Annotated in this window: 24 protein-coding genes; 14 read left to right on the top strand and 10 right to left on the bottom strand. The window is 37.8% G+C overall.

Annotated elements, in window-relative coordinates:
* Window positions 1-191 precede the first annotated feature (191 nt).
* From ALFOR1_RS08555 to ALFOR1_RS08535, 5 genes are all read left to right on the top strand, one after another.
* Entirely contained in the window at window positions 192-881 is a 690-nt protein-coding gene (locus ALFOR1_RS08555; RefSeq protein WP_104642697.1) for a hypothetical protein, read from the top strand.
* Between the two features lie 131 nt (window positions 882-1,012).
* On the top strand, window positions 1,013-1,246 hold the full coding sequence (locus ALFOR1_RS08550) for a hypothetical protein (RefSeq protein WP_104642696.1): 234 nt from the start codon (window positions 1,013-1,015) through the stop codon (window positions 1,244-1,246).
* 9 nt (window positions 1,247-1,255) lie between these two features.
* A complete protein-coding gene (locus ALFOR1_RS08545; protein WP_104642695.1) occupies window positions 1,256-1,834 on the top strand; it encodes an ABC-three component system protein in 579 nt (192 codons plus the stop codon).
* Entirely contained in the window at window positions 1,824-2,051 is a 228-nt protein-coding gene (locus ALFOR1_RS08540) for an ABC-three component system middle component 6 (RefSeq protein ID WP_104642694.1), read from the top strand. The genes ALFOR1_RS08545 and ALFOR1_RS08540 overlap by 11 nt, the downstream gene beginning before the upstream one ends.
* Window positions 2,038-3,729, top strand: a complete 1,692-nt coding sequence (locus ALFOR1_RS08535) for a DUF2326 domain-containing protein (protein ID WP_104642693.1) — start codon at window positions 2,038-2,040, stop codon at window positions 3,727-3,729. The genes ALFOR1_RS08540 and ALFOR1_RS08535 overlap by 14 nt, the downstream gene beginning before the upstream one ends.
* Window positions 3,730-4,134: 405 nt before the next feature.
* Here the strand turns inward: ALFOR1_RS08535 and ALFOR1_RS08530 are convergent, their stop codons facing one another.
* The 5 genes from ALFOR1_RS08530 to ALFOR1_RS08510 form a co-directional block, all read right to left on the bottom strand.
* The gene (locus ALFOR1_RS08530; protein ID WP_104642692.1) at window positions 4,135-4,737 is read right to left on the bottom strand and encodes a thiamine biosynthesis protein ThiC; all 603 of its coding nucleotides are present in this window, start codon (window positions 4,735-4,737) and stop codon (window positions 4,135-4,137) included.
* Window positions 4,738-5,023: 286 nt separating this feature from the next.
* On the bottom strand, window positions 5,024-5,725 hold the full coding sequence (locus tag ALFOR1_RS08525) for a metal-dependent hydrolase (protein WP_104642691.1): 702 nt from the start codon (window positions 5,723-5,725) through the stop codon (window positions 5,024-5,026).
* 154 nt (window positions 5,726-5,879) lie between these two features.
* A complete protein-coding gene (locus ALFOR1_RS08520) occupies window positions 5,880-7,511 on the bottom strand; it encodes a sensor domain-containing diguanylate cyclase (RefSeq protein ID WP_104642690.1) in 1,632 nt (543 codons plus the stop codon).
* Entirely contained in the window at window positions 7,504-7,944 is a 441-nt protein-coding gene (locus tag ALFOR1_RS08515) for a type 2 periplasmic-binding domain-containing protein (RefSeq protein WP_058550077.1), read from the bottom strand. The genes ALFOR1_RS08520 and ALFOR1_RS08515 overlap by 8 nt, the downstream gene beginning before the upstream one ends.
* Before the next feature lie 2 nt (window positions 7,945-7,946).
* Window positions 7,947-9,209, bottom strand: a complete 1,263-nt coding sequence (locus tag ALFOR1_RS08510) for a hypothetical protein (protein ID WP_104642689.1) — start codon at window positions 9,207-9,209, stop codon at window positions 7,947-7,949.
* A 421-nt stretch (window positions 9,210-9,630) separates the two neighbouring features.
* On the opposite strand from ALFOR1_RS08510, the gene ALFOR1_RS08505 reads away from it, so the two are divergent.
* From ALFOR1_RS08505 to ALFOR1_RS08490, 4 genes are all read left to right on the top strand, one after another.
* Window positions 9,631-10,395, top strand: a complete 765-nt coding sequence (locus tag ALFOR1_RS08505; protein WP_104643647.1) for an ABC transporter ATP-binding protein — start codon at window positions 9,631-9,633, stop codon at window positions 10,393-10,395.
* Complete coding sequence (locus ALFOR1_RS08500) at window positions 10,395-11,843, top strand: ABC transporter permease (RefSeq protein WP_104642688.1); 1,449 nt, start codon at window positions 10,395-10,397, stop codon at window positions 11,841-11,843. Before ALFOR1_RS08505 ends, ALFOR1_RS08500 begins: the two co-directional genes overlap by 1 nt.
* Window positions 11,840-13,111, top strand: coding sequence for a DUF3526 domain-containing protein (locus tag ALFOR1_RS08495; RefSeq protein WP_104642687.1), 1,272 nt, complete (start codon window positions 11,840-11,842; stop codon window positions 13,109-13,111). Before ALFOR1_RS08500 ends, ALFOR1_RS08495 begins: the two co-directional genes overlap by 4 nt.
* An 84-nt stretch (window positions 13,112-13,195) precedes the next feature.
* A complete protein-coding gene (locus ALFOR1_RS08490) occupies window positions 13,196-15,307 on the top strand; it encodes a TonB-dependent siderophore receptor (protein WP_104642686.1) in 2,112 nt (703 codons plus the stop codon).
* 77 nt (window positions 15,308-15,384) lie between these two features.
* Here ALFOR1_RS08490 and ALFOR1_RS08485 read toward each other — a convergent pair whose 3' ends face one another.
* Together ALFOR1_RS08485 and ALFOR1_RS08480 are read right to left on the bottom strand one after the other, a co-directional pair.
* Window positions 15,385-16,128, bottom strand: a complete 744-nt coding sequence (locus tag ALFOR1_RS08485; protein WP_104642685.1) for a substrate-binding periplasmic protein — start codon at window positions 16,126-16,128, stop codon at window positions 15,385-15,387.
* Between the two features lie 133 nt (window positions 16,129-16,261).
* On the bottom strand, window positions 16,262-17,176 hold the full coding sequence (locus ALFOR1_RS08480) for a 2OG-Fe(II) oxygenase family protein (RefSeq protein ID WP_104642684.1): 915 nt from the start codon (window positions 17,174-17,176) through the stop codon (window positions 16,262-16,264).
* Window positions 17,177-17,282: 106 nt separating this feature from the next.
* Here ALFOR1_RS08480 and ALFOR1_RS08475 point away from each other — a divergent pair, with 106 nt between their 5' ends.
* Entirely contained in the window at window positions 17,283-17,687 is a 405-nt protein-coding gene (locus ALFOR1_RS08475) for a hypothetical protein (RefSeq protein ID WP_104642683.1), read from the top strand.
* Window positions 17,688-17,735: 48 nt separating this feature from the next.
* On the opposite strand, the gene msrA is transcribed toward ALFOR1_RS08475, so the two are convergent.
* Window positions 17,736-18,335, bottom strand: coding sequence for a peptide-methionine (S)-S-oxide reductase MsrA (gene msrA, locus ALFOR1_RS08470; RefSeq protein WP_104642682.1), 600 nt, complete (start codon window positions 18,333-18,335; stop codon window positions 17,736-17,738).
* Window positions 18,336-18,571: 236 nt separating this feature from the next.
* On the opposite strand from msrA, the gene ALFOR1_RS08465 reads away from it, so the two are divergent.
* Entirely contained in the window at window positions 18,572-18,766 is a 195-nt protein-coding gene (locus tag ALFOR1_RS08465; protein ID WP_058428886.1) for a CPXCG motif-containing cysteine-rich protein, read from the top strand.
* Between the two features lie 54 nt (window positions 18,767-18,820).
* Here the strand turns inward: ALFOR1_RS08465 and ALFOR1_RS08460 are convergent, their stop codons facing one another.
* Window positions 18,821-19,021 carry a hypothetical protein gene (locus ALFOR1_RS08460; protein ID WP_002962626.1) on the bottom strand — a complete coding sequence of 67 codons (201 nt, stop codon included), beginning with the start codon at window positions 19,019-19,021 and terminating at the stop codon, window positions 18,821-18,823.
* 104 nt (window positions 19,022-19,125) lie between these two features.
* Here ALFOR1_RS08460 and ALFOR1_RS08455 point away from each other — a divergent pair, with 104 nt between their 5' ends.
* The 3 genes from ALFOR1_RS08455 to ALFOR1_RS08445 all read left to right on the top strand — a co-directional run bounded on the left by ALFOR1_RS08455 (window position 19,126) and on the right by ALFOR1_RS08445 (window position 21,268).
* Complete coding sequence (locus ALFOR1_RS08455) at window positions 19,126-19,608, top strand: GNAT family N-acetyltransferase (protein ID WP_058550067.1); 483 nt, start codon at window positions 19,126-19,128, stop codon at window positions 19,606-19,608.
* 137 nt (window positions 19,609-19,745) lie between these two features.
* On the top strand, window positions 19,746-20,357 hold the full coding sequence (locus ALFOR1_RS08450) for a MarC family protein (protein WP_104642681.1): 612 nt from the start codon (window positions 19,746-19,748) through the stop codon (window positions 20,355-20,357).
* Between the two features lie 20 nt (window positions 20,358-20,377).
* Window positions 20,378-21,268 carry an alpha/beta hydrolase gene (locus ALFOR1_RS08445; RefSeq protein WP_104643646.1) on the top strand — a complete coding sequence of 297 codons (891 nt, stop codon included), beginning with the start codon at window positions 20,378-20,380 and terminating at the stop codon, window positions 21,266-21,268.
* Window positions 21,269-21,697: 429 nt separating this feature from the next.
* Here the strand turns inward: ALFOR1_RS08445 and ALFOR1_RS08440 are convergent, their stop codons facing one another.
* Entirely contained in the window at window positions 21,698-22,855 is a 1,158-nt protein-coding gene (locus ALFOR1_RS08440) for an MFS transporter (RefSeq protein WP_104642680.1), read from the bottom strand.
* Window positions 22,856-22,864: the final 9 nt, after the last annotated feature.

Here is a 22,864-nt window from a genome sequence, read left to right as displayed (position 1 = left end):
GTCCCATAACATTATTAAAATGGGTTATAGGGTTAAATAACAAAGGCTACTGAATGGCAATTGTCTGATTATAAAGGGGTTGTTTGGTGTAATTATCGAACAAAGTAATATACCCGTTTTGGGGCGTTATAACTCCCCAAAGTGGGGAGCAATAAACTGTTAAATGTTTTCAAGTGGAATAGTCCCAATTTATGAATAATGAAAAATACCTAGTAGATCGTAAGTTTGAAACAATATTTCGTGATGCTCTATTTTTTACTGAACTGGCTCATAACTCCTTAGATGATCATTATAAAGAGGGTCGCTATGCGAGAACGGCTATCCTAAATTTATCTATTATTCCCGAAGTAATTGCTAATTGCCTTATAGAAAAGTTAAACCTTCCAAAGTCTATTTTTAAAGAAATTGATAAATTTAACCCTCTTAGTAAAATTGATTATTTTTTATGGTCGCATAATGGCTCATCTACAGAAAAGGGACGCCAAGAAGTCCAACTTATAATGGAATTACAAAGTATTAGAAATTCCATGGTTCACCCGAAAGCAAAAAAAACCGAATGGGTTAATGTGAATGAGTCAATGAGAGAAGCAGACTTTGGTGACACTAAACTATTAAAAATTCCATTCTCAATAGATGAATGGAAAGGAGATGATCCATTCATTGTCTTACGATCTGTCATGGCATTTCTTGATTACCTGTTCCGAGAGAAATGTAATTTTTCTGATCAAGAAACTTTGCATTTATTACTGAATACAAGTGAAGTGTCAGTTGAGTCTAATAGTTACTATTCTATAGACCCCGAATGGATCGATTATCAAAAACGATGGTCATTAAGAATGTCATTCTTAGGAGTTGACTGTAAAGTTGAAAAAAACATTTAACAAGGCGTTTAAACGTAACTAAAACAGTGGGTTACGTTTCGCTTCGCTACACATTTTAACTCACAGTTTTAGTCCGCTTAACTCGGCGTTAGTTTTCTTATCAATCTCAGGATTCATCTACAAGGAATAAAATGGAACATTTAATTGAATTTGTAAAATCAGATATAGGCGTTAGCTTAGCTTGGCTATGTTCAGTGGGAAGCACGATCTATGCAATATTTTCTAGTAAGAAAAACAAAGAATTAAAGATAAAAATACAACAAATAACAAATAATACGGATAACAGCAAAGACAGCGTTAATCAGCATGGTCAGAAGAATGTTTATACAAAGAATAATTCTGGCGGCATGAAAATAGATATGTAGGACGACACATTGACCATTGCAAACGAAGAAAACACCCCATCTAAAACTATTAACGTAGAGAGAAATGCTGGCAATATAATAATTGGTGATTCACCTGAATATGAAATTAGTTCAGCCATTAATGAGTTATTAAAGTCTTTGGCTAATCAGCCATTTTCTTTCAAAAAAACTAAAAGGCGACCATCGTCTGAGACAGTCGTAAAAATTAAGCACAATAATCTAAAGTCTAAAAGCCATATTATAAAGCAATACTTAGACCATTCATCGAAAGTGGAAGAAGCATATGCGGACATAGACTCTTTGATAGCTTTTGGAAAAGATACCATTCTACAAAACCTTAATGATTTATATTACTTAGCTTTGGATTCGATTGAAGTTGAATATCTAACTTGTGAAGTAGACATAATCAAAATTAGAGAAAACTCCGAGTACATTCTGGATTTTATAATTCAAAAGTTAAAAAACACAGTTTTCGAATCCAAAAATACACCTTCTTATAAGGAGCATATTGAGCTAGGTGTTAATGTTGTTGTCGCTCATGCTTTTATTGAGTGCATAATTATGGAGAATCCTACCCATGATTCCTAGAAGAGGTTGTGATCCCGAGATTAACGTCGTGAGTATTGGAGCAAAAATTTTAGAAAAAATAGTCAAAGGAAGTACTTCTTTGGATGAGCTCATGATTGATTGTGCGTTTGAATTAAAAGTGTCTGTTGACCATATAATATTGTCATTAGATTGGTTGTTCTCAATTAAGGCTATTGATTTTAATGGAGAAGAGGTAATTATAAATGATGCTACATAGCCTTGAAATACAAATTAATGGCGAAGTTAAAAGAATTGTGAATTTTCATTCTGGCTTAAATCTTATAACCAATAAACCAGATTCAGGTCGTACAGGTAATAGTGTAGGTAAGTCAACCCTTTCAAGGGTGGTAGACTTTCTTATGCTTGGTAGTATAGATAATATTTATATTGATGAAGAGTTCAAAAAACCAAACCTAGAGATAGAGGCATTATTTAAAAACAATTCGGTAATTGCTTCGTTAAGCTTTTTTGATTATTCAAATGAAATAAATCAAATTTCACGTAGCTTATGCATAGGTAAAGATTCTAATTCAGAGTTTTGGGTTAATGGAAACTCTATTGAAGAAAAAGAGTATGAGAGCTTTATTCAAAAAAATATATTTAATATATCTACTAAAAGGCCTTCAGTTCGTTCTTTAGCTCCTAAGTTTATTAGAAATGATAGCCACCGTATGTTAAGTACAACCAAATTTCTTGATAAACGTTCGGGTGCAAAAGATTATAGCGAGCTGTTTTTGTACTTGTTTGGTTTCAATAATACGACCCTCCTTACAGAAAAAAGGGATGCTACAAATTTAGTCAGTCGGCGCAAGAGAAACTCTACGTCTATTAATGCAATGGTTAAAGAGCAGAAGCCTGCAATTGAAATAAAAAAACTCAAAGCTGATGCGAAAGAGCTAGAGAATAACCTTTTAATATTTGAGAAATCATCAAAGCACTTCAACCCAATAGAAAGCCTTTCTGCTATACAAAAAAATGAAGACAGATACACTGAAGAGCTCCTTTCTACACAACGAAAGATTGATAATATTAATCATACTGTAGAGCTATTGTCTAAAGACAAAGGTGGGTATTTAATTAACCAACTTAGGGCAATATATAGTTTTTCTGGTGTTGCTATTGATGGGGCTTTACGTGAATTAGAAGATGTAATTTTGTTCCATAAAAACCTTGTGGAGAAAAAGAAACATTTTCTTTCTGTTGATGTGCCAAGGTTGTTAGAAGAGTCTGACGGGCTTCAAGCCGAAATTAATTCATTAAATAAAGAGAAGCTACAAATTTTCTCTGAGATGAGATCAAAGGAAAGTTTGGATAGTATAACGACAAAAATAAAGAAGCTTGGTGAAATTAAGGTAGAACTTGGAAAATTAGAAGGGTTAATTGAACAGCAATCAAAAGCAAGTTCAGATTTGACCGAAGCAAAAAATCAATTACAAAAAGTTCTAGAATTGATTTCAAAAGAAATTGATAACGTTTATCTTTTTGAGAAAAAATTCAATGTGTATTTAAAAAATCTAACACAAAGTTTACATGACGATGAATATCAAATTGATTTAAATTTTAACAAAGATAACGGTTCCTGTTCTATCGAGCTTTTGAACTCCGTAACAAATCCAGAGGGTGGAAAAAAGAAAGCAGAAGTTATAGCTTTTGATTTTTCATATATATATGCGGCAAATGAGTTAAATTTAAAGCGCCCAAGGTTTGTGTTTCATGACAGTATTGAAGATATAGATAAGAAGCAAATTGAAGATATATTCAAAGAAGCAAATAAACTTCCTGGTCAACAAGTACTATCAATGCTCTCAGATAAAATATCAGGAGATCTTTATGAAGAGTTATCTGAAAGCATAATTCTTACACTCGATGAAGATGAAAGATTCTTCTGTGTATAAACGAAAACTAACAAGTTGCTTAAACGGACAAAAATCAGCTGGCTTTTGCTCGTTCCTCGTTAATTCTAGCCAGCTATTTTATTGCCGCTTAGCAAAGTTACTTAGCAAAGGTAAATGGGGTCAGGTCTTTCTTTTTGCCTTTTTGTATTTAGGGCGAATAGGTTAAAATCTTGACTTAATACATCAAAACATAAATCGGTTAAAAGGTTTTTGATATGAGCTATTTATAACCTCTAAAAGCGAAGCGCCTCATAGCCTCTTTGTGAACTAACTATAACTATTTAAGGTGGCTGTCTCTTTAAATTTCATCACTCTAAACGTAAAACATCGGCGAATTAGCACTCTAATACACGCCGATGTTTATTACTTATTTAAGTAACTGCCTTACTAAAAAGGCATTAAACCTTAGTCCGCTTTACGGTTAAGGCTAATTAAACATATTGCTAAAAGTAACGTTGCAATCATGCCTGATGCACCAGCAACAGCTGATGGAAGGAATCCATCACGGCCAAAGGTGATTAAAATACCATTGGCAAGCATTGCAACTGCGCCTGCTAAGGCTGTAAGGCCGCCAATGGCTTTGCCACCTTTAGCTAAGTAAGACAGGCCAAAAACAACAGCTGCTAATCCTAATAATAATTTAGCTGCGTAGTAAATCATGAAAGACAACGAAACCACGCCACCAATTAAAGGTTGTGCGCCTTCTACTGTGCCTGCAACTTTACCAAATGTAGAAAACAACGTAAGGCCAATGCTCACTTGTACTATGTTAAGTGCTGCGCTAAACGCGATAGCCGACCAACCTAGTTGGGCGTTTTTTGCCTGCACCATAGACGCACCCGCAAAGGCAACGAGCAAAGTAAATACTAATGCTTCTAGCCCCCAAGCTACCTGTCTTGAAAAACTAATTTCAGCACTGTAAAGGGCTGAATAAATACCCTGTGATATAGCTAATACCAATAATAACAATGCTGTAATTAGGGTGGTGCGTTTATGTGTAAATTCCATTATGGACCTCTTATAATTTTATATTTAACGCTTTAAAAAGATGCAGTAGCCTTTAATACATCAACCAGTTGAAACTTTTATATAAATAGCGCTTTCACTTGCAGCTATAAGACAGGTAAAGCGATTTAAAAATTTCACTAAAACCAATAAAAATAATAATTAATTACAATTAGACTCAGATTTTGGTTTTTTATGAAATTTAAATTAGCAAAATTGCTTTTATTCAAGTAATTTACGCTAGCTAAATCAACAGCTTATAATTTTAATGGCTTAATTACATACCTTGTTATGATAAAAGCTTAAAATGAGACCAATCACTTAATGCGGTAATAGTTTGCTCTGTAGGCGGGGCTACATAGAATAAACCTGTAATGGCAATAACCGATGCCAAGGTAATTAATTTATTGTCGAAGTCAGCTATTTTTAACGCGGTGCCAAAGGAGCGTTTAATGGTGACATTATTTAAATCTACACTGTAAAGTTCATCGAGCAATAAATGGATTAACCCGCCGAGTAAAATAAACCCTCCCGTTAACCAGGCAAAGGTGGCTGCTTGTGTAGTTGTTTGCTCGTTAAGTTGCCACGTTACTTGCGTTGTTAACAGCGCGCATAACAGTAAAAATAGTAAAGAGTGGCAACTGCCTCTGTGTACTGTGATCCATTCAAAAATGGGCCTAATAATGTATTTCATAAATCCGTACACAAATAACGGCACTACTATTAACTCAATAAAACTAATTGTAATAATAAGCTCGGTGGTTATGTAATGCAGCACCAGTAATACAGCGCTCAATGCAAATAAGTTAAAAATAGTGTCGAGTGATGTTGAGTTATCTGAATCTATATCGGGTAATAAGCCGCCAATTGAGCCTAAAAACCATAGCCAGAGTGCGCCGTTTAAATCAGTATGGCCTGCAGATAATAAAGTGGCCGAGCCTAAACCTGTGATGATGACTGCAGTATTAAGATGAGTATTGAAATTTGCCATTGTATCTCTTGGTAGAAAAGTAGGTTGGCATTCTATCAATTGAAAACTTAATTGTTCAATGTACTTTAAAGGTTTGGATGTAAATTTGGTTTAGCGGCGTATTTTTATAATAAAGACTATTTGAAAGCCGTGAAAACGTTATAGTATTCACCATCTAATTTTTTATATCGTCGTAAAAGGCGACTTTTCCTCGGCCTGTTTCTTTTACGTGATAAAGGGTTTTATCACCGTTGTGCATTAATTCATGAAGTTCAGTGCCATCAGTAGGGGCTATTGCAATACCTATGCTTGCACCCACTGCGCATGTTTTAGTGTTTGAAATACTAACTTGTTGTTGTAGCTCATTTAGTAAGGTGGTTGCTTGCTCAAGGGTTGCTGCTTTGTTGTAGGTGTTTACCTGTCTTGCAATAATAAATTCGTCACCGCCTAGACGAATACACATGTCGTTTTTTTCATGAAATAGGGTTTTAAATCTGTGCGCTGTTTCTATGAGCACTTTGTCACCAGCTTCGTGACCATAGGTGTCGTTAATAGGTTTAAATTTGTCTAAATCGATCATCATAAGTACCAAGTGCTTATTATTTTTTATGCATTCGCGTAGCGCTTTTTGAAGGCGTTTTTCACCGGCGCGGCGGTTTAATAGGCCGGTTAGCGGATCGTGATCGGCTTCAAAGCGGGTTTGAAGTTCGCGTTCTGCGCGCTCGGTTACATCGTGTAAAATTACTTCTACTAGTTGCTCTTGTTGTGGGCCTCGGTTGGTATCTCTTTGGTCTGTTAATCTAACAAATAAACAATGAAACCAGATCGTTTTATAACCAACTTTACACTCTACATCTAACGTAGTTTGTGGTGGGTTATGAGCAAAGCGAATTTCTTCCAGTAGGCTTTGTAATTCATCAACGTTGTTTAATAATTCAGGGAAGTGCAGGGTTGATAACTCTTTTTCACCGGGTACGGTAAAGTAATGTTTAAAAGCGGGGTTAAAGGTGGTGATACTATTTTTGCTATCGAGTAAACAAATACCAGCGCTGGCTTGCTCAAAAATAAGTCTAAATTTGGCTTCTAGTTCTTGGGTTTTTTTACGAAGTGTTTGTTCGTTGCTAATAGTTAAATGCAATTCGTGCATTAGAGCATTTATACCGTGCGTTAAACGGCTTATTTCGTCTCGCTTACCTCGCTTAAAGGTTAGCATATTAAGGGTTTCTGGTTCTGATGGGTTAATTTTAGCAAAGCTGTCGGTAAGGTTTTGAATAGGTTGAGTAAGCCAACGCTGCACTACAAGCGATACAAAAAATGCGATAACGATAGATTGTATTAGCATTAAAATAAATTCTTTTTTAAGTGCAGCCTGTGCCTGTTGCTGTATAAAATTATCGTCGGGGTATATTGATAAAACACCTATAAAAGTGTCATCTAAAAAAGGATGAACTAGCTTAACTAACACGGCTTCTTTTTGTTTGTTAATAGTGCCATTTGCAATAAATAGCTCCATTTCGCCTTTTGCGTTTGCTTCTCCTTCTAGGCTTGCGCCTTGCACTAAATCGTTACTTAGCAAGCCATTAATTATTTCTTGGCTTAACTCTTTATCGTTTAAATAAGCAGCTATGGCGGCTGTTTTTCCCATTGTTTGCGCTAACTGTTGTACGAGTAAGTAGTTGGTGTTTTTCTTTTCTTTAAAGCCTGAATAATACGACAGCATTGACGATACTAAAGATACAACAATAGCAACTAACGCAATTGCTATAGCAACGCGTATGTAGAGCTTTTGGCTAATAATTTTAATCAAATGTGTATACCACTTTTACTGCATCTGTAACTTGCGATAGCGGAATGTAGCCAATAGCAAATTGTGATGCTGCAATTTTATTTATTGCATCTTCAACGGATGCGGAAGGTGTAGGGGGCTTTGCACGGCCAGAAAATAACAACCTGGCCCAATACGCATTTATTTTTTGCTCGTCTTTATTGACCAGTTTTAAGTAAAAATCGTTTTTTAATGCTGATTGGGCGGGCAAATCGAGTGGCTTTGACGTTTCACCATCAGGAAAAGTTAAATACCTACCCATGTAAATATCAATTATTTCCCGTTTTGATAATGCGTTAATTGCGTTGCTTTTATTTACCACTACAACAAACTCTGTAGATTTAGCATAAAAGCTCACAAAAAGCAGGCATAAGGGGAGCATTACATTAAGACCTAGATTACGAGCGCTTATCATAACTAAAACACCATACTAGCATTTAAACTGAGTATATGTACTTTGTTGCTTTTATTTGCATCAGCAGGATTACTAAGGCTCCATAGCCCCGCACCTTGAGGCTTTATATCAAAGCGGTCTAACTGCGCTTTAAATACTAAGCGATCCGAAAAATGCCATTTTACGCCTACGTTAACAGAGTGCTGGTGAACATTCGTAATTTGAACTGAAGATTGAGTGGCAACCGCGAGTTGTTGTATAGGTACAGAAAATTGCTCAGGAGTACCTGGTGGAAAAATAGGGCTGTTTACTTCAACTACATCATGGCGATTTTTAGCTGCCGTAAAGCCTGTGTAAAATATTGCATCATCTACTCTGTAACCCGCACTAATATAAGTGCTAAATACAGATGGAGCTATTATCCAATCGGATTCTGAAATACCTAACTCAGATTGAATAAGCCAATTATTATTATCGTAAGTAACGCCAAAGGCTGCGTATTCTATGCTGTTGCCTTTGGTGTTAAATTTGTTAGATATACTTTGTGCTTGCGGCCATATACTTTGTGGTACTAAATCGAGTGCGGTTATAAATTCGTCCAACGCGGTTAGTTTATAATCGCCAAAGTTTGACCTTGATAACGAAAAACGCATTGTCCATGCATCTAAAGAGTATGTTGCACTAAGGGTTGTTAAGTTATCAAAATCAATAAAAAAGTCGTCATTATAGGCTTGTATCTTTGCTGTGGAGCTACCATAAGCAAGTTTTAAGCGTAAGAAGCCATCGTTAATGGCTTTACTGTATTCAACGTCTATTCCATCAAAATTACCTGCAATGTTTGCAAATGAGTAATACGAATGAGGCGGGCGCACCCATAAGTAAGCGTATCCAACGTAAGGGTACTCAGACAGTAAGTAAAGGTCGCTGTTTAACCTACCTGCGCGGATGGCCCAGTTACGTGATGGGCGATAACGTACAAAGGCGAGCTCTAAAAAATTATCAAAGCTTTTAAAGGCATGATCTTGTATTACTAGTTGAACTACAGAGTCCCAATTTTTGGCCAGTGATATATTAGCCTGACCACCTAAAATTGAATCACGCGTTGCTGAAAAACCAGATTCGTTCACATTTGAATAACTAGATGCAAAACCAATATCTGAATCGTCAGTGTAACTAAGGGTTAAGGATGCAAAACCACTAAATTGCACGTCAATGTCGTTTGCATAGGTTTTATTTGCAGCAAAGGTTGCCAATATTGCTATGGCAATAGTACCTCGGAACAACATGTTAGCCCGTATTTTTATAATGTAGATAATAAAAAGATAGCACAATTTATTAAATTACCAACTTCATTAACATGTACTTTTTTAAATGCATAAGAATGATGCATTTAAGAAAATGACATTATTTAGGACTAGCATAAATTTTATTTTTTAATGTTAAATAACTTTATAAAACGTAATTTATACCGGTAGTTAAGTCCATAAAGATTAGTTAGCTGCATATATAAAAATCCGCAATAAGGCTATTTGCAATATCTATTGTAACTCTCATATTTACTTTGTCTCATTTGTTAATGATTATAACGTTATATTGTTGCATTTAATTGTTGGTATAGTATAACATTCGCCGAATTCTAATTTATGAAAGAGCTTGAATGTGACAACACACGTACCGGTTAACAACACATCTAATAATGATTCTACAATTGCAAAACAATCAAACGCTCAAAAAAATGACAATAATAGTGCGACTCAGAAAGCCATTATTGAAGTGGACTCGCTTAGTTTTAGCATTAAAAATAACGCTATTTTAAAAAACTTAAACTTTAATGTGGGCTCAGGCGAAATTTATGCACTACTTGGCGGTAACGGTGCGGGTAAATCAACCACCTTAAAAACGTTACTGGGTTTTAATAAACCAACGCAAGGCTCAGTAAAAGTAGCGGGTAAAGAGGTGAGCAAAGCACTTGACTTTGTTCGTACTAAAACGGCGTACTTACCTGAGTCTGCAACGTTATACCCGCATTTAACAGCACGCGAAAACGTAGAGTATTTTTTATCACTTGCTGATATTAATAAAACAGACGAGCAGATTAATGCCGCGTTTAATCGTGTTGCTTTGCAAGAAGGGGCGTGGGAGCGCCCTATGCAAACATATTCTAAAGGCATGAGGCAAAAAACCGCGATTGCACTGGCTATTTTACGTGAAGCCCCGATATTTTTACTTGATGAACCTACCTCGGGCCTTGACCCTGTTGCCATAGATGAGTTTAACCAGTTAGTGCGCGAGCTTGCATTAGCGGGTGCTTCTATTTTAATGGTTACGCATGATGTATACGGCGCCTGCCAAGTAGCTAACCGTATTGGGTTACTAAGAGCTGGTGAGCTGGTGGGCGAATTTGACGCGCCAGAAAACGGCCGTATTGATACTGAACAAGTGCACGCAGCCTTTGCGCAAAGAGGCGCGTAATGAGTATAAATAATTTTTCAAAAATGGTTATAGTTGCCAAAGATGAATGGCGCTATTGGCTTCGCTCAAAACTAGCAATGACCGTTTTAGCCATTGGCTTATTGCTTACGCTTTCATCGGTTGTGGTGACCGCAATTACTATGCTTGAACTTAGCCATGATCGCCATGAACTTCAATCAAATGCCGAGCAAAGTTTTGTTGATCAGCCCGATCGTCACCCACATAGAATGGTGCACTATGGGCACTATGCCTTTAGAACGCCTTCACCACTGAGCACCCTCGACCCAGGTATTGACGCATACACAGGTAACTCAATATTTTTAGAAGGACATAGGCAAAATAGTGCAATGTTTGCCGATCAACGCCAAGGTACAGCGCTTACTAAATTAGGTAGCTTAACGCCTGCTTTTATAGTGCAAACATTAGCGCCGTTACTGCTTATATTAATTGGCTACAGCTCTATTAGTCGTGAGCGTGAATCGCAAACGCTGTCGTACTTATTAGCGCAAGGCACGTCGGGTATTACGCTTATTGCCGGTAAAGGTTTAGCACTGCTTTCGGTAGTGGGCTTGGTTATTGCGCCACTGGCTGTATCGGCTTTGTTTACGGTATCTGCGGGTGAAAGTTTATTAGCAGTTGCCAGTTTTGTTGTAGGTTACGCTTTATATTTAACTGTGTGGGTATTACTGATTTTACTCGCATCGAGCGTGTTTAGTAAAAACAGTGGTAGTTTTACGGCGCTTGCGTTTGTATGGATTTTACTGTGTATTGTTATGCCGCGCGTAGCAAGTACTACGGCCTCAACGGCTGTGCCATCTGCCGGTAAAATAGAAACCGATTTTGCTGTTAAAGCCGAGCTTAGAAAACTAGGCGATGGCCATAACACGAACGACCCTGCATTTAAGCAATTTAAACAATCACTCCTTAAAAAGTACAACGTAAATAGCATTGATGAGCTGCCGGTAAACTTTAGAGGTTTAGTAGCCAGTGAATCAGAGGCTAAACAAGCCAAAGTACTAAACCAATTTGCTGAGCAACGTATGCAAAATGAACTTAAGCAAACGCAGGTATCGCGTTATTTTGGTTGGGTATCCCCTATGGTGGCTATTCGCTCGCTCTCTATGATTGTAGTGGGCACCAGCATAGAAACCCATCATCGTTTTTTACGTGAAAGCGAACAGCTGCGTTTTGATTTTGTGCAAGGGCTTAACAAAATTCATATTGAAGAGCTTGATTACATAGATGATATGAACCGCAATGCTGATGCCTCAGCCACTAAAAAAGCACGTGTAAGCGCCCAAAACTGGCAAATACTACAAGACTTTAATTTTAATGTAGACAGTGCAGATGTTCGAGCACAAAGAAGTGTACCTGCGTTTTTACAGTTATTTCTGTGGATTGTAGTACTTGTGGGCGGTATTAAATTGGTAGGAAAACGTTTGTTATGAGCTATTTAATTACACAACTTATGCGTGAATGGGGCTTTTTATTGCGCCAAAAATACGTAGTTGTATTACTACTGTGTAGCGTTGTTTTATCGGGTTTTGCTATTTACAGCGGGTTAAGCGAAGTAAGCGCACAGCAGCAAACAATAGAGCGCTTAAAAGCAGCAGATCAAAGCGACCGCGCTAAAGTACAGAAAAAGCAAAGCGATGCAGGCATGTTGGCTTATTACAGCTTTCATTTAACGTACTCGCAGCCATCTAACCTGGCATTTGCTGCTTTAGGCGAGCGCGATATATTCCCGTGGAAACACCGCATTAATTTATTAGCGCTTGAGGGGCAAATTTACGAAAGCGATGCACAAAATGCTGAGCTGGCTCAAGCCGGTAAAATAGATTTTGTGTTTGTAATTAGTGCGCTAGCGCCACTGGTTATTATTTTGTTGTTTCATGATTTATTTGCAAGCGAGCGTACCAGCGGTAGGCACGATTTATTAGTCACTACAGCTAAGTCTTACTTTGCTTTGTGGGGCGCTCGTTTAACCGTAAGGTTTGTAGCAATAATAGTGTGTTTAATGCTGCCATTTTTTGTAGGCGGATTTATAGCTGGGGCAAGCGCGTATGAAGTGGCGTATGTATCGCTGTTGTGTATTGCCTACCTTGCATTTTGGACTGCGCTGAGTGTGTGGTGGGGCAAAAACGCAACCAGTGCGCCACGTGTTGCCTCTAGCTTAATTGGTTTGTGGGTGTTGTTTGCTTTTATTATTCCTATTTTAGGCGACCTTGCTATAAACAAGTCAGTGCATTCGCCTAAAGGTGGCGACATTATGCTTACTCAACGCGAGGCCGTAAATGATGCGTGGGATTTACCAAAAGCTTCCACTATGCAGCCTTTTATTAAAGAGTACCCAGCGCTTGCACCATATATTGATATGAAAAGCGAATTTGAATGGAAGTGGTATTACGCATTTCAACAAATGGGCGATTTAAAAGCGGCAGAGCTTTCAAAGGCCTATCGCGACGCAGCCGCTAAAAAATACGAGTTAGCCGGTTTTGTATCTTGGGTTTCGCCACCGCTGTTATTGCAGCGCAGCTTAACCCGTGCAGCCAATACCGATTCAATTGCCGCGTATGCTTATGAGCAGCAAATTAGAGATTATCATCAACAATTACGCGAGTTTTATTACCCGTGGTTATTTTACAAAGACGACCCAACTAAAGCAGCCCTTGAAAACATGCCACTCTTTGAAAACACCACGCAAAGCAGCAACTAAGAATACAGCGCTAAACGTACCTGTTTAGCGCGATTAAAATTACTACATAACTATAAAATACTTACATTACTCACAAGGTTCACAATGAAAACCAATACAAAAGGGCTTAAGCTCACCTATTTAAGTACTTGCTTATTAGGCTTATTTAGCAGCCACGTTATGGCCGCTGAGCAAAACCAGCAAAGTAAAAGCGTAAAGGATGACGCAATTGAAAAAGTAACCGTTGTTGCATCTCGCCAGGCTTATCAAGGTAACTTTAGCCCTTTAGAAACACCTCAGTCAGAGCTTAAAATTGATTTAGAAGCCCTTGAAAACGCAGGCGCAGTAAGTCTTGATCAAGCGCTTGATTTATCAGCCTCGGTTGCGCGCCAAAACAACTTTGGTGGGCTGTGGAATAGCTTTTCGTTGCGAGGCTTTGTAGGCGATGAAAACCTGCCAAGTAATTACTTAGTAAATGGCTTTAATGCAGGACGTGGCTTTGGTGGCTCACGTGATTTGTCGGGTATTGAGTCGGTAGAGGTTTTAAAAGGTCCGCGCGCGGCTTTATTTGGCCGTGGTGAACCAGGTGGCACCGTAAACCTAGTTACTAAACGCCCAACGTTTGACACCGCAGGTGAAATTAAGCTCTCTGTAGGTAGTTTTGATACTTACCGCGCCGATGTTGATTACACCACAGCGCTTAACGACGACGTAGCAATTAGACTGGTTGGTTTTTATGAAGACGCCGAAAGCTTTAGAGATACCATAGAAACCACTAAGCAAGGCTTTAGCCCGTCAATCGTGTGGAATATTAATAATAACAGCCAACTAATATACGAGCTTGAATATAGCGACCAAGAAGTACCGTTTGATAGAGGTGTATTAGCCATAGATGGCGAACTTGGCCTTATACCTGAAAGCCGCTTTTTAGGTGAGCCGGGCGATGGCCCAATTGAAGCCGATGTACTAGGGCACCAGTTAGAGTATATTCATGACTTTGATGATAACTGGAGCATTTTATTTGGTGCAAACTACCGTGATACCTCTATGGAAGGCTTTGCAACCGAAACTGGTTTTGGTGGCGTAATTGATGGCGAAGTAAATCGCTTTAGACGCTACCGCGACTTTGATGCGAAATACCAAGTATTTAGAACTGAGTTAAGTGGTAATCTTGAGCTTGGCGGGTTTGAGCACCGTTTAATTATGGGTGTTGATGCCGATAAATTTGAAAACGACCAAGTCATTTTACGTGTACGTGGCGATCAATACATTAATGTATTTAACCCTGTTTATGGCGCGTATGAATTACCAACGCCAACATCAAATACTGACCGCGTAGAGATTCAAGAGTCGGTAGGGGTATTCATTCAAGATCAAATAAGCCTAACCGATAAGTTAGATATACGTATTGGTGCACGTTTTGATGATTACGAGCAGCGCTTAAATAACCGCTTAGCTAACACTAACACTAAACAAACTGAGTCACGCGTGAGCCCGCAGTTTGGTGTAGTTTATGAAGCAAGCGATTATGTATCTGTTTATGGTGCTTACGGTGAGAACTTCCGTCCGCTTTCGGGTGCCGATGCTAATGGCGATGGTTTTGAGCCAAACCAATCTACATCTGCTGAGCTGGGTGTTAAATTTACATTAAACGATGGCGCATTATTTGGTACTGTTGCTGTGTTTAAAGTAGAGCAAGACAACATGCTAGTAGTAGACGATGCAACAGCGTTTACTTACGCAGCCATTGGTGAAGCACAAAGTAAAGGGATAGAAATAGACCTAACGGGTGAGCTTACCGATACGCTTGAAGTTTGGGCGTCGTATGCGTTCGTTGATGCAACAATCGAAAACTCATTTTTTGATGCCAACTTTGGTTACACAGTAGAAGCGGGCGCGTCACTATTAAACGTGCCAGAGCAACAGCTTAGCTTACAATTAGTACAATCAACAGTTCTATACGGTAAAGCCATTAAGTTTGGTGGTGGTTTATTACATGTGGGCAAGCGTAACGGCTTTTTTGGTACCGACTTTGAGTTACCAAGCTACACAACAGCCCGTGCTTTTGTAAATTACGATGTAACAGACGCGATTGGAATTACGGCTGAGGTAAATAACCTGTTTGATGAAACGTATTACACAAACTCGTTTGCCGATGCGTGGGTACAACCTGGTACACCAAGAAACGTTAAGTTTTCTGCATCATATAAGTTTTAAACTTTTAATTTTAAACTATAAATTCAAAACTAAAAAAGGCTGCTTTAATTAGGTAGCCTTTTGTTTATTTGAATTAATTATTCTAGGTATTTATCAAATATTTGTTTGTACTCGCCGGATTCTTTGAGCTTTTTAAGTTGTACATTAAAGTCATCGCGCACTTTTTTGGACTTAAATAAATACCCATTAGGACTTTTACCAAACAAAGCAAACCTATCAATTTTTTGTGTTGTATCAATATCTTTTATATTTGCGCGAAAGTAGTTAAAGCTTTGTTTATCCATTTGTATTACATCAACCTTATTTAAGTACAAAAACTTAACTTGAAGCGATTGGTCGTGGATTTCGTTATAACGCGGGTTAGCTTTAACCATATTTGCATACTCATCTCCTAGGTGAATGGCTGCACTTGGCCAAGACAATAAACTATAATTTTTTAAATCGGCTATTTTACTAAGGTTAAAGTTATTTTTACTTAAAGCGACAGCTACATTTTCGTAAACATAAGACTCGCTTGATAAATAGCCTTTTAGGAGGTTTCCGTTGGCAGTATTTAAATTGATATCTGCTACTACATCAATTTTATCTTTTTTGTAGTCTTTAGCACGCCTTGTATACGGGTAATAAAGTGCCTCAATTTTGTAGCCCAGTGGTGTTAAAGCCGCTGTAATAATATCTACTGTTAAGCCACTATTTGACTGAGGAAATACAAAAGGGGGGAGTTTTTCACCAAAGCCTACAACGAGCTTTTGTTGTGTGGTGGTGGCACTAACAAAAGGCGACATTAGTAATGTGGCTATTATAATGGTGTTTAACGTCATTTTTTCTGCAATAAATTAATTATTAATATTAAAAAGATAGTAACTAACTCGTTATGCAACAAGTAAAAAGCCCATTAAACTAACTATTAGTTAGCTTTAATGGGCTGATAGTTATCTGTTTTTTTAAACAATATTAAAATGGCGCGTAACCATCAGGTGTTGTAACCGGTGTACTCCAACGCTCTTTAGCCTCTACCCCAGGGCGTTGTGCGCCTTGCGCTGGTAAACGGCCGCGATCACCAAACAGCCATAATACAAAGTTTGTTCTATCGCCACTGGTAATAGGTTTTGCTGCGTGAGGTACATTGCCTCGGTGTATCATTGCGGTGCCTGGTTTAAAGCCAAGTTGTACAACGTTACCATTTACTTGGTCGTAAAAATCAAGCTCAGAACCTGTAAATTCCTCACCCGGTAAATTTAAATTAATATTTAACGTTACCGCTGATGCATCGGTATGTGGGCGAATCGATGCATCTGTATTTGGATCGTAGTAAATAGAAAATCCAAATGTTTGCGTATCGTAGCCAATTATTTCAGGAAACAATAAGCGCGAAATAGGGCGCATATAAGTGTTTAGCATTTCGTTATAAAATGCTTGAAAACTTGGCGCTGCTAAATAGCCCTCAGATCGTTTGTCGAGCATGGCACCACGGCGGTTTAATACAATACCGTACGGTGGACGCATAGGAATGTTAGAGTTCCATACTTGTTCAAGGTAGCCACGTAAAATGGCTAGGCGCTCAGGGTCAAAAAATTGGAACTGAAACACATCAGGAGCAACTTCTTCTAGTAGTGATTTTACTAAATGCTCTTTTGATGGATCTTGCCATGCAGCATTAACGGCTTCACGTAAGTTTTTATCTAGTAACGAATCGTCAAGGGTAAAGGTGGTTGTATCTACTTCGGTTTCTTCCCACTCTTTCCAGGCTTGTGTAAGTAGTTGGTCGTTGTTGTACCAGAAATGCTGTACAGAGTGCTCACGGTTTAACATGGCCTCTCTTGAAGGTAACGCTAGAGCACGAGCAAGTTGTAATTGGGTGGCAGACATAATGTGTAACTCCAGTTGTTGAATTAGGTTTATCAATTAAGGAGTGCAATTTATTATATTTATAAACTTAGATAAATAAGCTGTTTTAGGAAACAGTATCAAAATAATGTTTATAATTGGGGGCGAATTGTATAATCTAGAGTTTAATTTATGGTTAGCGGTTACTTGTACGTTAAAAGTTTTAAATGGATTTTCTATGTTGCCAAAATGTCTGAATTGCCAAGAGAGTATATCTCTAGCTTGGTTTGTTGTTGCCCGTATGTCTACAAAGTATAGGTGTACTGAATGCGGGGCACTGCATGAGTTTACCCAAAGGCATAAACTAATTGGTATTATTGCTGTAATTCCACTGTTATTTTTAGTGAATTTGTTAGAGCCCTTTGTCACTATATCAATCCTGAGGTTTGTAATAGTGTTAGCTATTGCTGTAACAGTGATGGTTTTTATACCTAAACAACACATACTCTCAGATCATGATAATTTTAAAGAAGAGATTAAAAATAACGATTAAATTTGATGAGTTAACACCTAACCCATCAAATTTATAATTATTAACTTGTTAGTGAGTTGCTCTATCGCCCCAAATATCTTCTAGGCGACTATCCCGGCCGCAGCGCCAGCGGTATGTGTTGTAACGAATAGGGTTATTTTTATAATAATCTTGATGAAAGCTCTCTTTACCTTTAATAGGGTAAAAGGTGCTGGTACTTAATATTGGCGTTACCACTGTTTGATTAGGGAACTCGTCTACAACGGCTTGCTTGGTTTGCTCTGCTATTTTTCGTTCTTGCTCGTTAGCTACAAAAATTGCGCTTAAATAACTTGGCCCTTTATCACAAAATTGGCCTTTGGCATCAAAGGGATCAATATTTACCCAATAGTGATCAAGTATATCTTTGTAGCTCACCACATCCGGATCGTAAGTAATTTGCACAGCCTCGTAATGACCTTGATGATTGCCATTGTAGGTCGGGTTTTTAAGCTTACCGCCTGTAAAACCAGATATTACATCTTTTACGCCTTCGAGTTTTTCAAAGTCGCTTTCCATACACCAAAAACAACCACCGGCTAACACTGCTTTTTCGGTTTTTGCAGCATGAGAAAAAGTGCTAAACAAAATTGCGGCAGATGTTAATGCAAGCGTAAGTGAGTTTTTCATATAATAATCTACCTCTAGTGTGGGTTTAAATACATATTCTTAATAGTTAGACCCTTTAACTGTAAAACCTATTTCATTATTTTTAGTAGGCTAACGTGAATAGCGGAAAAAGTAATATACGTAATGGTTTTTAATTAAGGCCATACGTACATTAGCTAACCTCTGTAGCACAATGTTGTATTATTAGAGTGTGTTTATTAAAGTGAAAGCATTGAGATAAAAGTAGCAGGTGTTAAATGAACCAGTTAACCGAAAAATCGATAAGTTGCCCGTATTGCGGCGAAAGCATTGAAGTATTACTTGATGCAGCTGACATTGATGAGCAATACATAGAAGACTGCCAAGTATGCTGTAAGCCTATTTCGTTTGTTGTATTTGAAGACGACGATGAGCTCAAAGTAAATGTATACAGTGAAGACGATACATTTTAAATTGGCGTAAATTATAAAAAAGGCTGCATAACTGCAGCCTTTTTTATTGGGGCGTTAGCTATTTTGTTCTCGAGCTAGCTGGTTAGGGAGTAGCTCTTCTACTATTTCGCGAGCGGGAAGCGTGTAACGTGTGCCATCAAACATGACTGAGGTAAACTCATTTATATTAGTAATGCCGGTTAGGGTCCAGCCCTCGCCGCGCTTAGGACAATACACAGTTGTGGTAGGTTGTATTACTTTAAAATCATCACTCATTTGAGCCTCTGTACTGTTATTACTTTAAATATAATGCTTGTTAATAGGGTATGGTAAGTTAATAATGCTTGCCCATAAAGCGCTATTTTAATTCACTAAATAAAATGTTTAAAACAATTGAGCTCGAACGCGTTACTTTGCGTTTAATTACCCACAAACATGCCCCGCAATTATTTACTATTTTGAATCACCCGCAAGTGAGCGAGTTTAACGATTACAATACGCCGCTGAGTAAAAGCCAAATTAAACAACTAATTCAAGATGATATTACCGCCTATTACGAAGGCGAAGTGATTAGAGTCGCAATTGAACATAATATTACCGGCGAGTTAATGGGGACCTGTGGGCTTTACAATTTATCGGCGTGTAAAAGTAGTGCGTTTATTGGTTTTGAGCTTCACCCAAACTTTTGGGATAAAGGCGTTATGTTTGAGGTAATAACTGGCTTCATAAAAACACTTAAACAGCATATTGGCCTTAAACATTTAAGCGCTGAGGTAAGCGCGCATAATGCGCGTTCTCATAATTTACTTTTAAAATTGGGGTTTAGTTTGCGCGAGCATTCTATATGGCATAAGCAGTTATAGTGAATACTCGTTAAAAAACTTATCATTACAGGAACAAATAAAATATAAAATTTAACCTCTTTGACTTATAGTGAAGTGTAAGCAAATGAATTTGTTACCCGAGTTTTTAAAACGTGTTCGCTTAACAAGGATTTTATATGCTAGAAAAACTATCTCAAGATGCCCTCGTTATTTGGGCTACGATAGACCCAATAGGCACCATGGCACTATTTGCGGCGCTTACTTCTCATTTAAATGATCAACAACGTCGTAAAACTGCATTTAAAACGGTGCTCTATGCCGGGGCTGTTTTACTGGGATCTATATTAATAGGGCAGCTAATACTTAATGCGATGGGTATTAGGTTGGTTTCGTTTCAGTTAGGGGGCGGAATTATATTGTTTTTGTTTGGCCTGCAAATGATTTTTGGCAGCGACTCTAATAAAGCAAAGCAAGATCCAGGGCACGATATAGCTGTTTTTCCACTGGCTATACCTGCAACGGCTACGCCAGGCGCTATTTTGGCTGTAATACTCCTTACAGATAACCATATACACCCCATTACCACTCAAATCGGCACTGCGCTTGTTACGCTTGGTGTATTAGGAGTCACATTAATACTGTTATTACTTTCGGGTAAAATTATTAAACTAATTGGTACGGGCGGCGCATCTATTTTAACTCGCGTAATGGGCATGATTTTAGCGGCTTTTTCGGTAGAACTAATTATGACGGCGCTTGAAATAGAGCAATGGGTAAAAATAGATTAAATGCAAAAGAGGATTCGCTAATGGCAATAAAAATATCAAAGTACCATTTAGTAAATGTGTGTTTGGCCATTGTGATGGTAGCTTTGGCTGTAACGGCTATTAGATATTATAACCATTATGTATCGGCGTTTACTGACATAACCATTGAGTCTAAAGTGCTTAACGAATCGCGTAAGGTATTTATTAGGTTGCCTGCCAATTACGATAAGAGTAAAGCTTACCCATTAATTATTAAAACAGACGGTAATTTTAATTTAGATAATTGGGATCGAACTTTAACCGCGCAAAGAAAAGCCGGTGAATGGGATGGTGCTATATTAGTATCTATCCCTAATAAGTTTTGGAAAACTACACGTAACCGTGACTTAGTGCCGCCTTATGCTCGCCAAGAGGTAAATACTGAGCCTCGCCCCGAGTTTCAAACGCTTTTAGAACCTAATGGAGAGGCTCATAAGTTTTTAAAGTTTATAGAAGCCGAATTACTCCCTTATTTGCAAACCCATTATAAATTGAATGATCAGCGTATATTAAGTGGATTTTCGGCAGGGGGAAGCTTTGTACTTTATACACTGCATACTAAACCTGAGCTATTTAATGGGTATTTCGCATTTAGCCCTGCAGCTTGGTACGACGATATGAGTGTTGTTAAACGCTTTAGTGACTTTTTAAAAACAAATAACCCAAAAATTAAAGCGCCTACATTTTTATATTTAACGGTTGGCGGGGCAGAGCATCCGCTAATGTTGGAGGCTTTCCAAAATTTAGAAGCAACGCTTAACGCAAATCCTAACGTTAATTTAATGTGGCATAGCACAGTTAACCCAAACGCAGAACATAATGACAACCCTAAGCAAAGTGTGGCTAAAGCTCTTGTTGATTATAAAGAGTTTGTACAAAGCTTAACTAAATAGCATTAACTGTATATTTATACAGTTAATGCTATTTACTATATTATTAAGCTAACATGCACTCGTTTACTATTCATCTAATTGTCTGTTATTTAAGTAGTTTTACTCTTTATTTTTAAGGGTAAGGCGTATTGAGTTTCAAAAAGCCACCGCTGTACTTATATACAGTAATGGCTTTATTGGTTATTATGTTAAACCTAATTGCTTAACGCTTAAACATGATTACTGTTAGAGACCTTATTTTGAATAAACAAAATGAAGTTAAGCAAAGTTAGGCTTATTTAAAAGTAACCGCTGGTGGATTATTGCAAGAACACATCATACTAAGTTTGGTTTAGTATCTATCTATGCAATAGGGTTATATTTTTAAGTAGAAAATCAGAGAGCTGCGGGGTTACCGTTCAGCTCTCATGGGTTTAGCTTTAACTAGCCTTAACTAAGGTTCTGCTCAGCTGCTTGCTTTTTATTTTTAACAAATAAGGTAACAGCAACAACAGCACTTAAAATGGAGCAAATAATAAATACGTCATGAATTCCCCCAGGTATATATTCCATAAACGAGGTAAAAAACTGCCCAGAGAATACCGCCATAGTAAAGTACGATAAGTTACGACCACGTACGTTTTCTGCGCTGAGTTCTACCGTCATGTGGTTTAAAAGCGGGATACTAAAGCCAAAACCTATACCTATTAATATTGCACCTAAAATTAAAACTAGGGTACTTGGTTGGGTAAAACATACATACGATAATCCAAAACCTAAAAACGCCAGTGCCAGTACGTTTGTTTCACCAATTAGCTTAGTTGCTTTTGGCATTACGCCCGCTGTAAATACAGCTACTAACGATATAAATGCGAGTAATTCACCTATTTGAGATTCGTTATAGTCAAGTGCACTCATAGTAATAGGTAATAAAACGGTGGAGGTAAAAAATATAGTCATCGCGAGGGTAGAAACTATATAAACCCCTTTTAATGAAAAGGCGCCAATAACGGCTTTTGTATTATCAGTTATGTGTTCTTCAACTTGGTTGCTTGCTTTATGTTTGCTTGGAACAAAAAACAAAAGCATGGCTAAAAATACCCAGGCAATTAAATAAAGCGCTAGCGGTAAACCCCAAAACTGTGAAGCTAAATAACCACCTAAAAATAAAAATATTACTCCGCCAAGTTCTATTGCCATGCCTTGTTTAGCTATCATGCCTAAGCGAGCTTCACCTTTGTACCAAGTAGAAATTAATACAGTACAGCCAGCCATCACTATGGCCGTTACACCACCAAGAATAAATCGGTTAATAAATACAAGTGTTGGACCATATAAAAAATAGCAGCTAGCCCCTACAAAGCCATATAAAAATAATCCAATTATTAAAAGTTTATACGCGCCATATTTATCTATTAACCGCCCGGCAATTGGCGCAAATACAACAGCACCTAAAGAAGGTAATGTAATTAAAAGTACAGAGTTATTAGTTATACCTAAACCGTTTGAAATACTAACTAAGCCTGGCGCTAAAAGAGTGCCAACCATTATGGTTAAGCTGGCAATACATAATAACGTAAAGCTACCGGCCGCTTTGAGTGAATTCATCGTTTCTCC

Origin of the sequence: Pseudoalteromonas carrageenovora IAM 12662, from assembly GCF_900239935.1 — a bacterium.
Taxonomy (GTDB): Bacteria; Pseudomonadota; Gammaproteobacteria; order Enterobacterales; family Alteromonadaceae; genus Pseudoalteromonas; species Pseudoalteromonas carrageenovora.
This window is presented reverse-complemented; position numbering and strand designations above follow the sequence as displayed.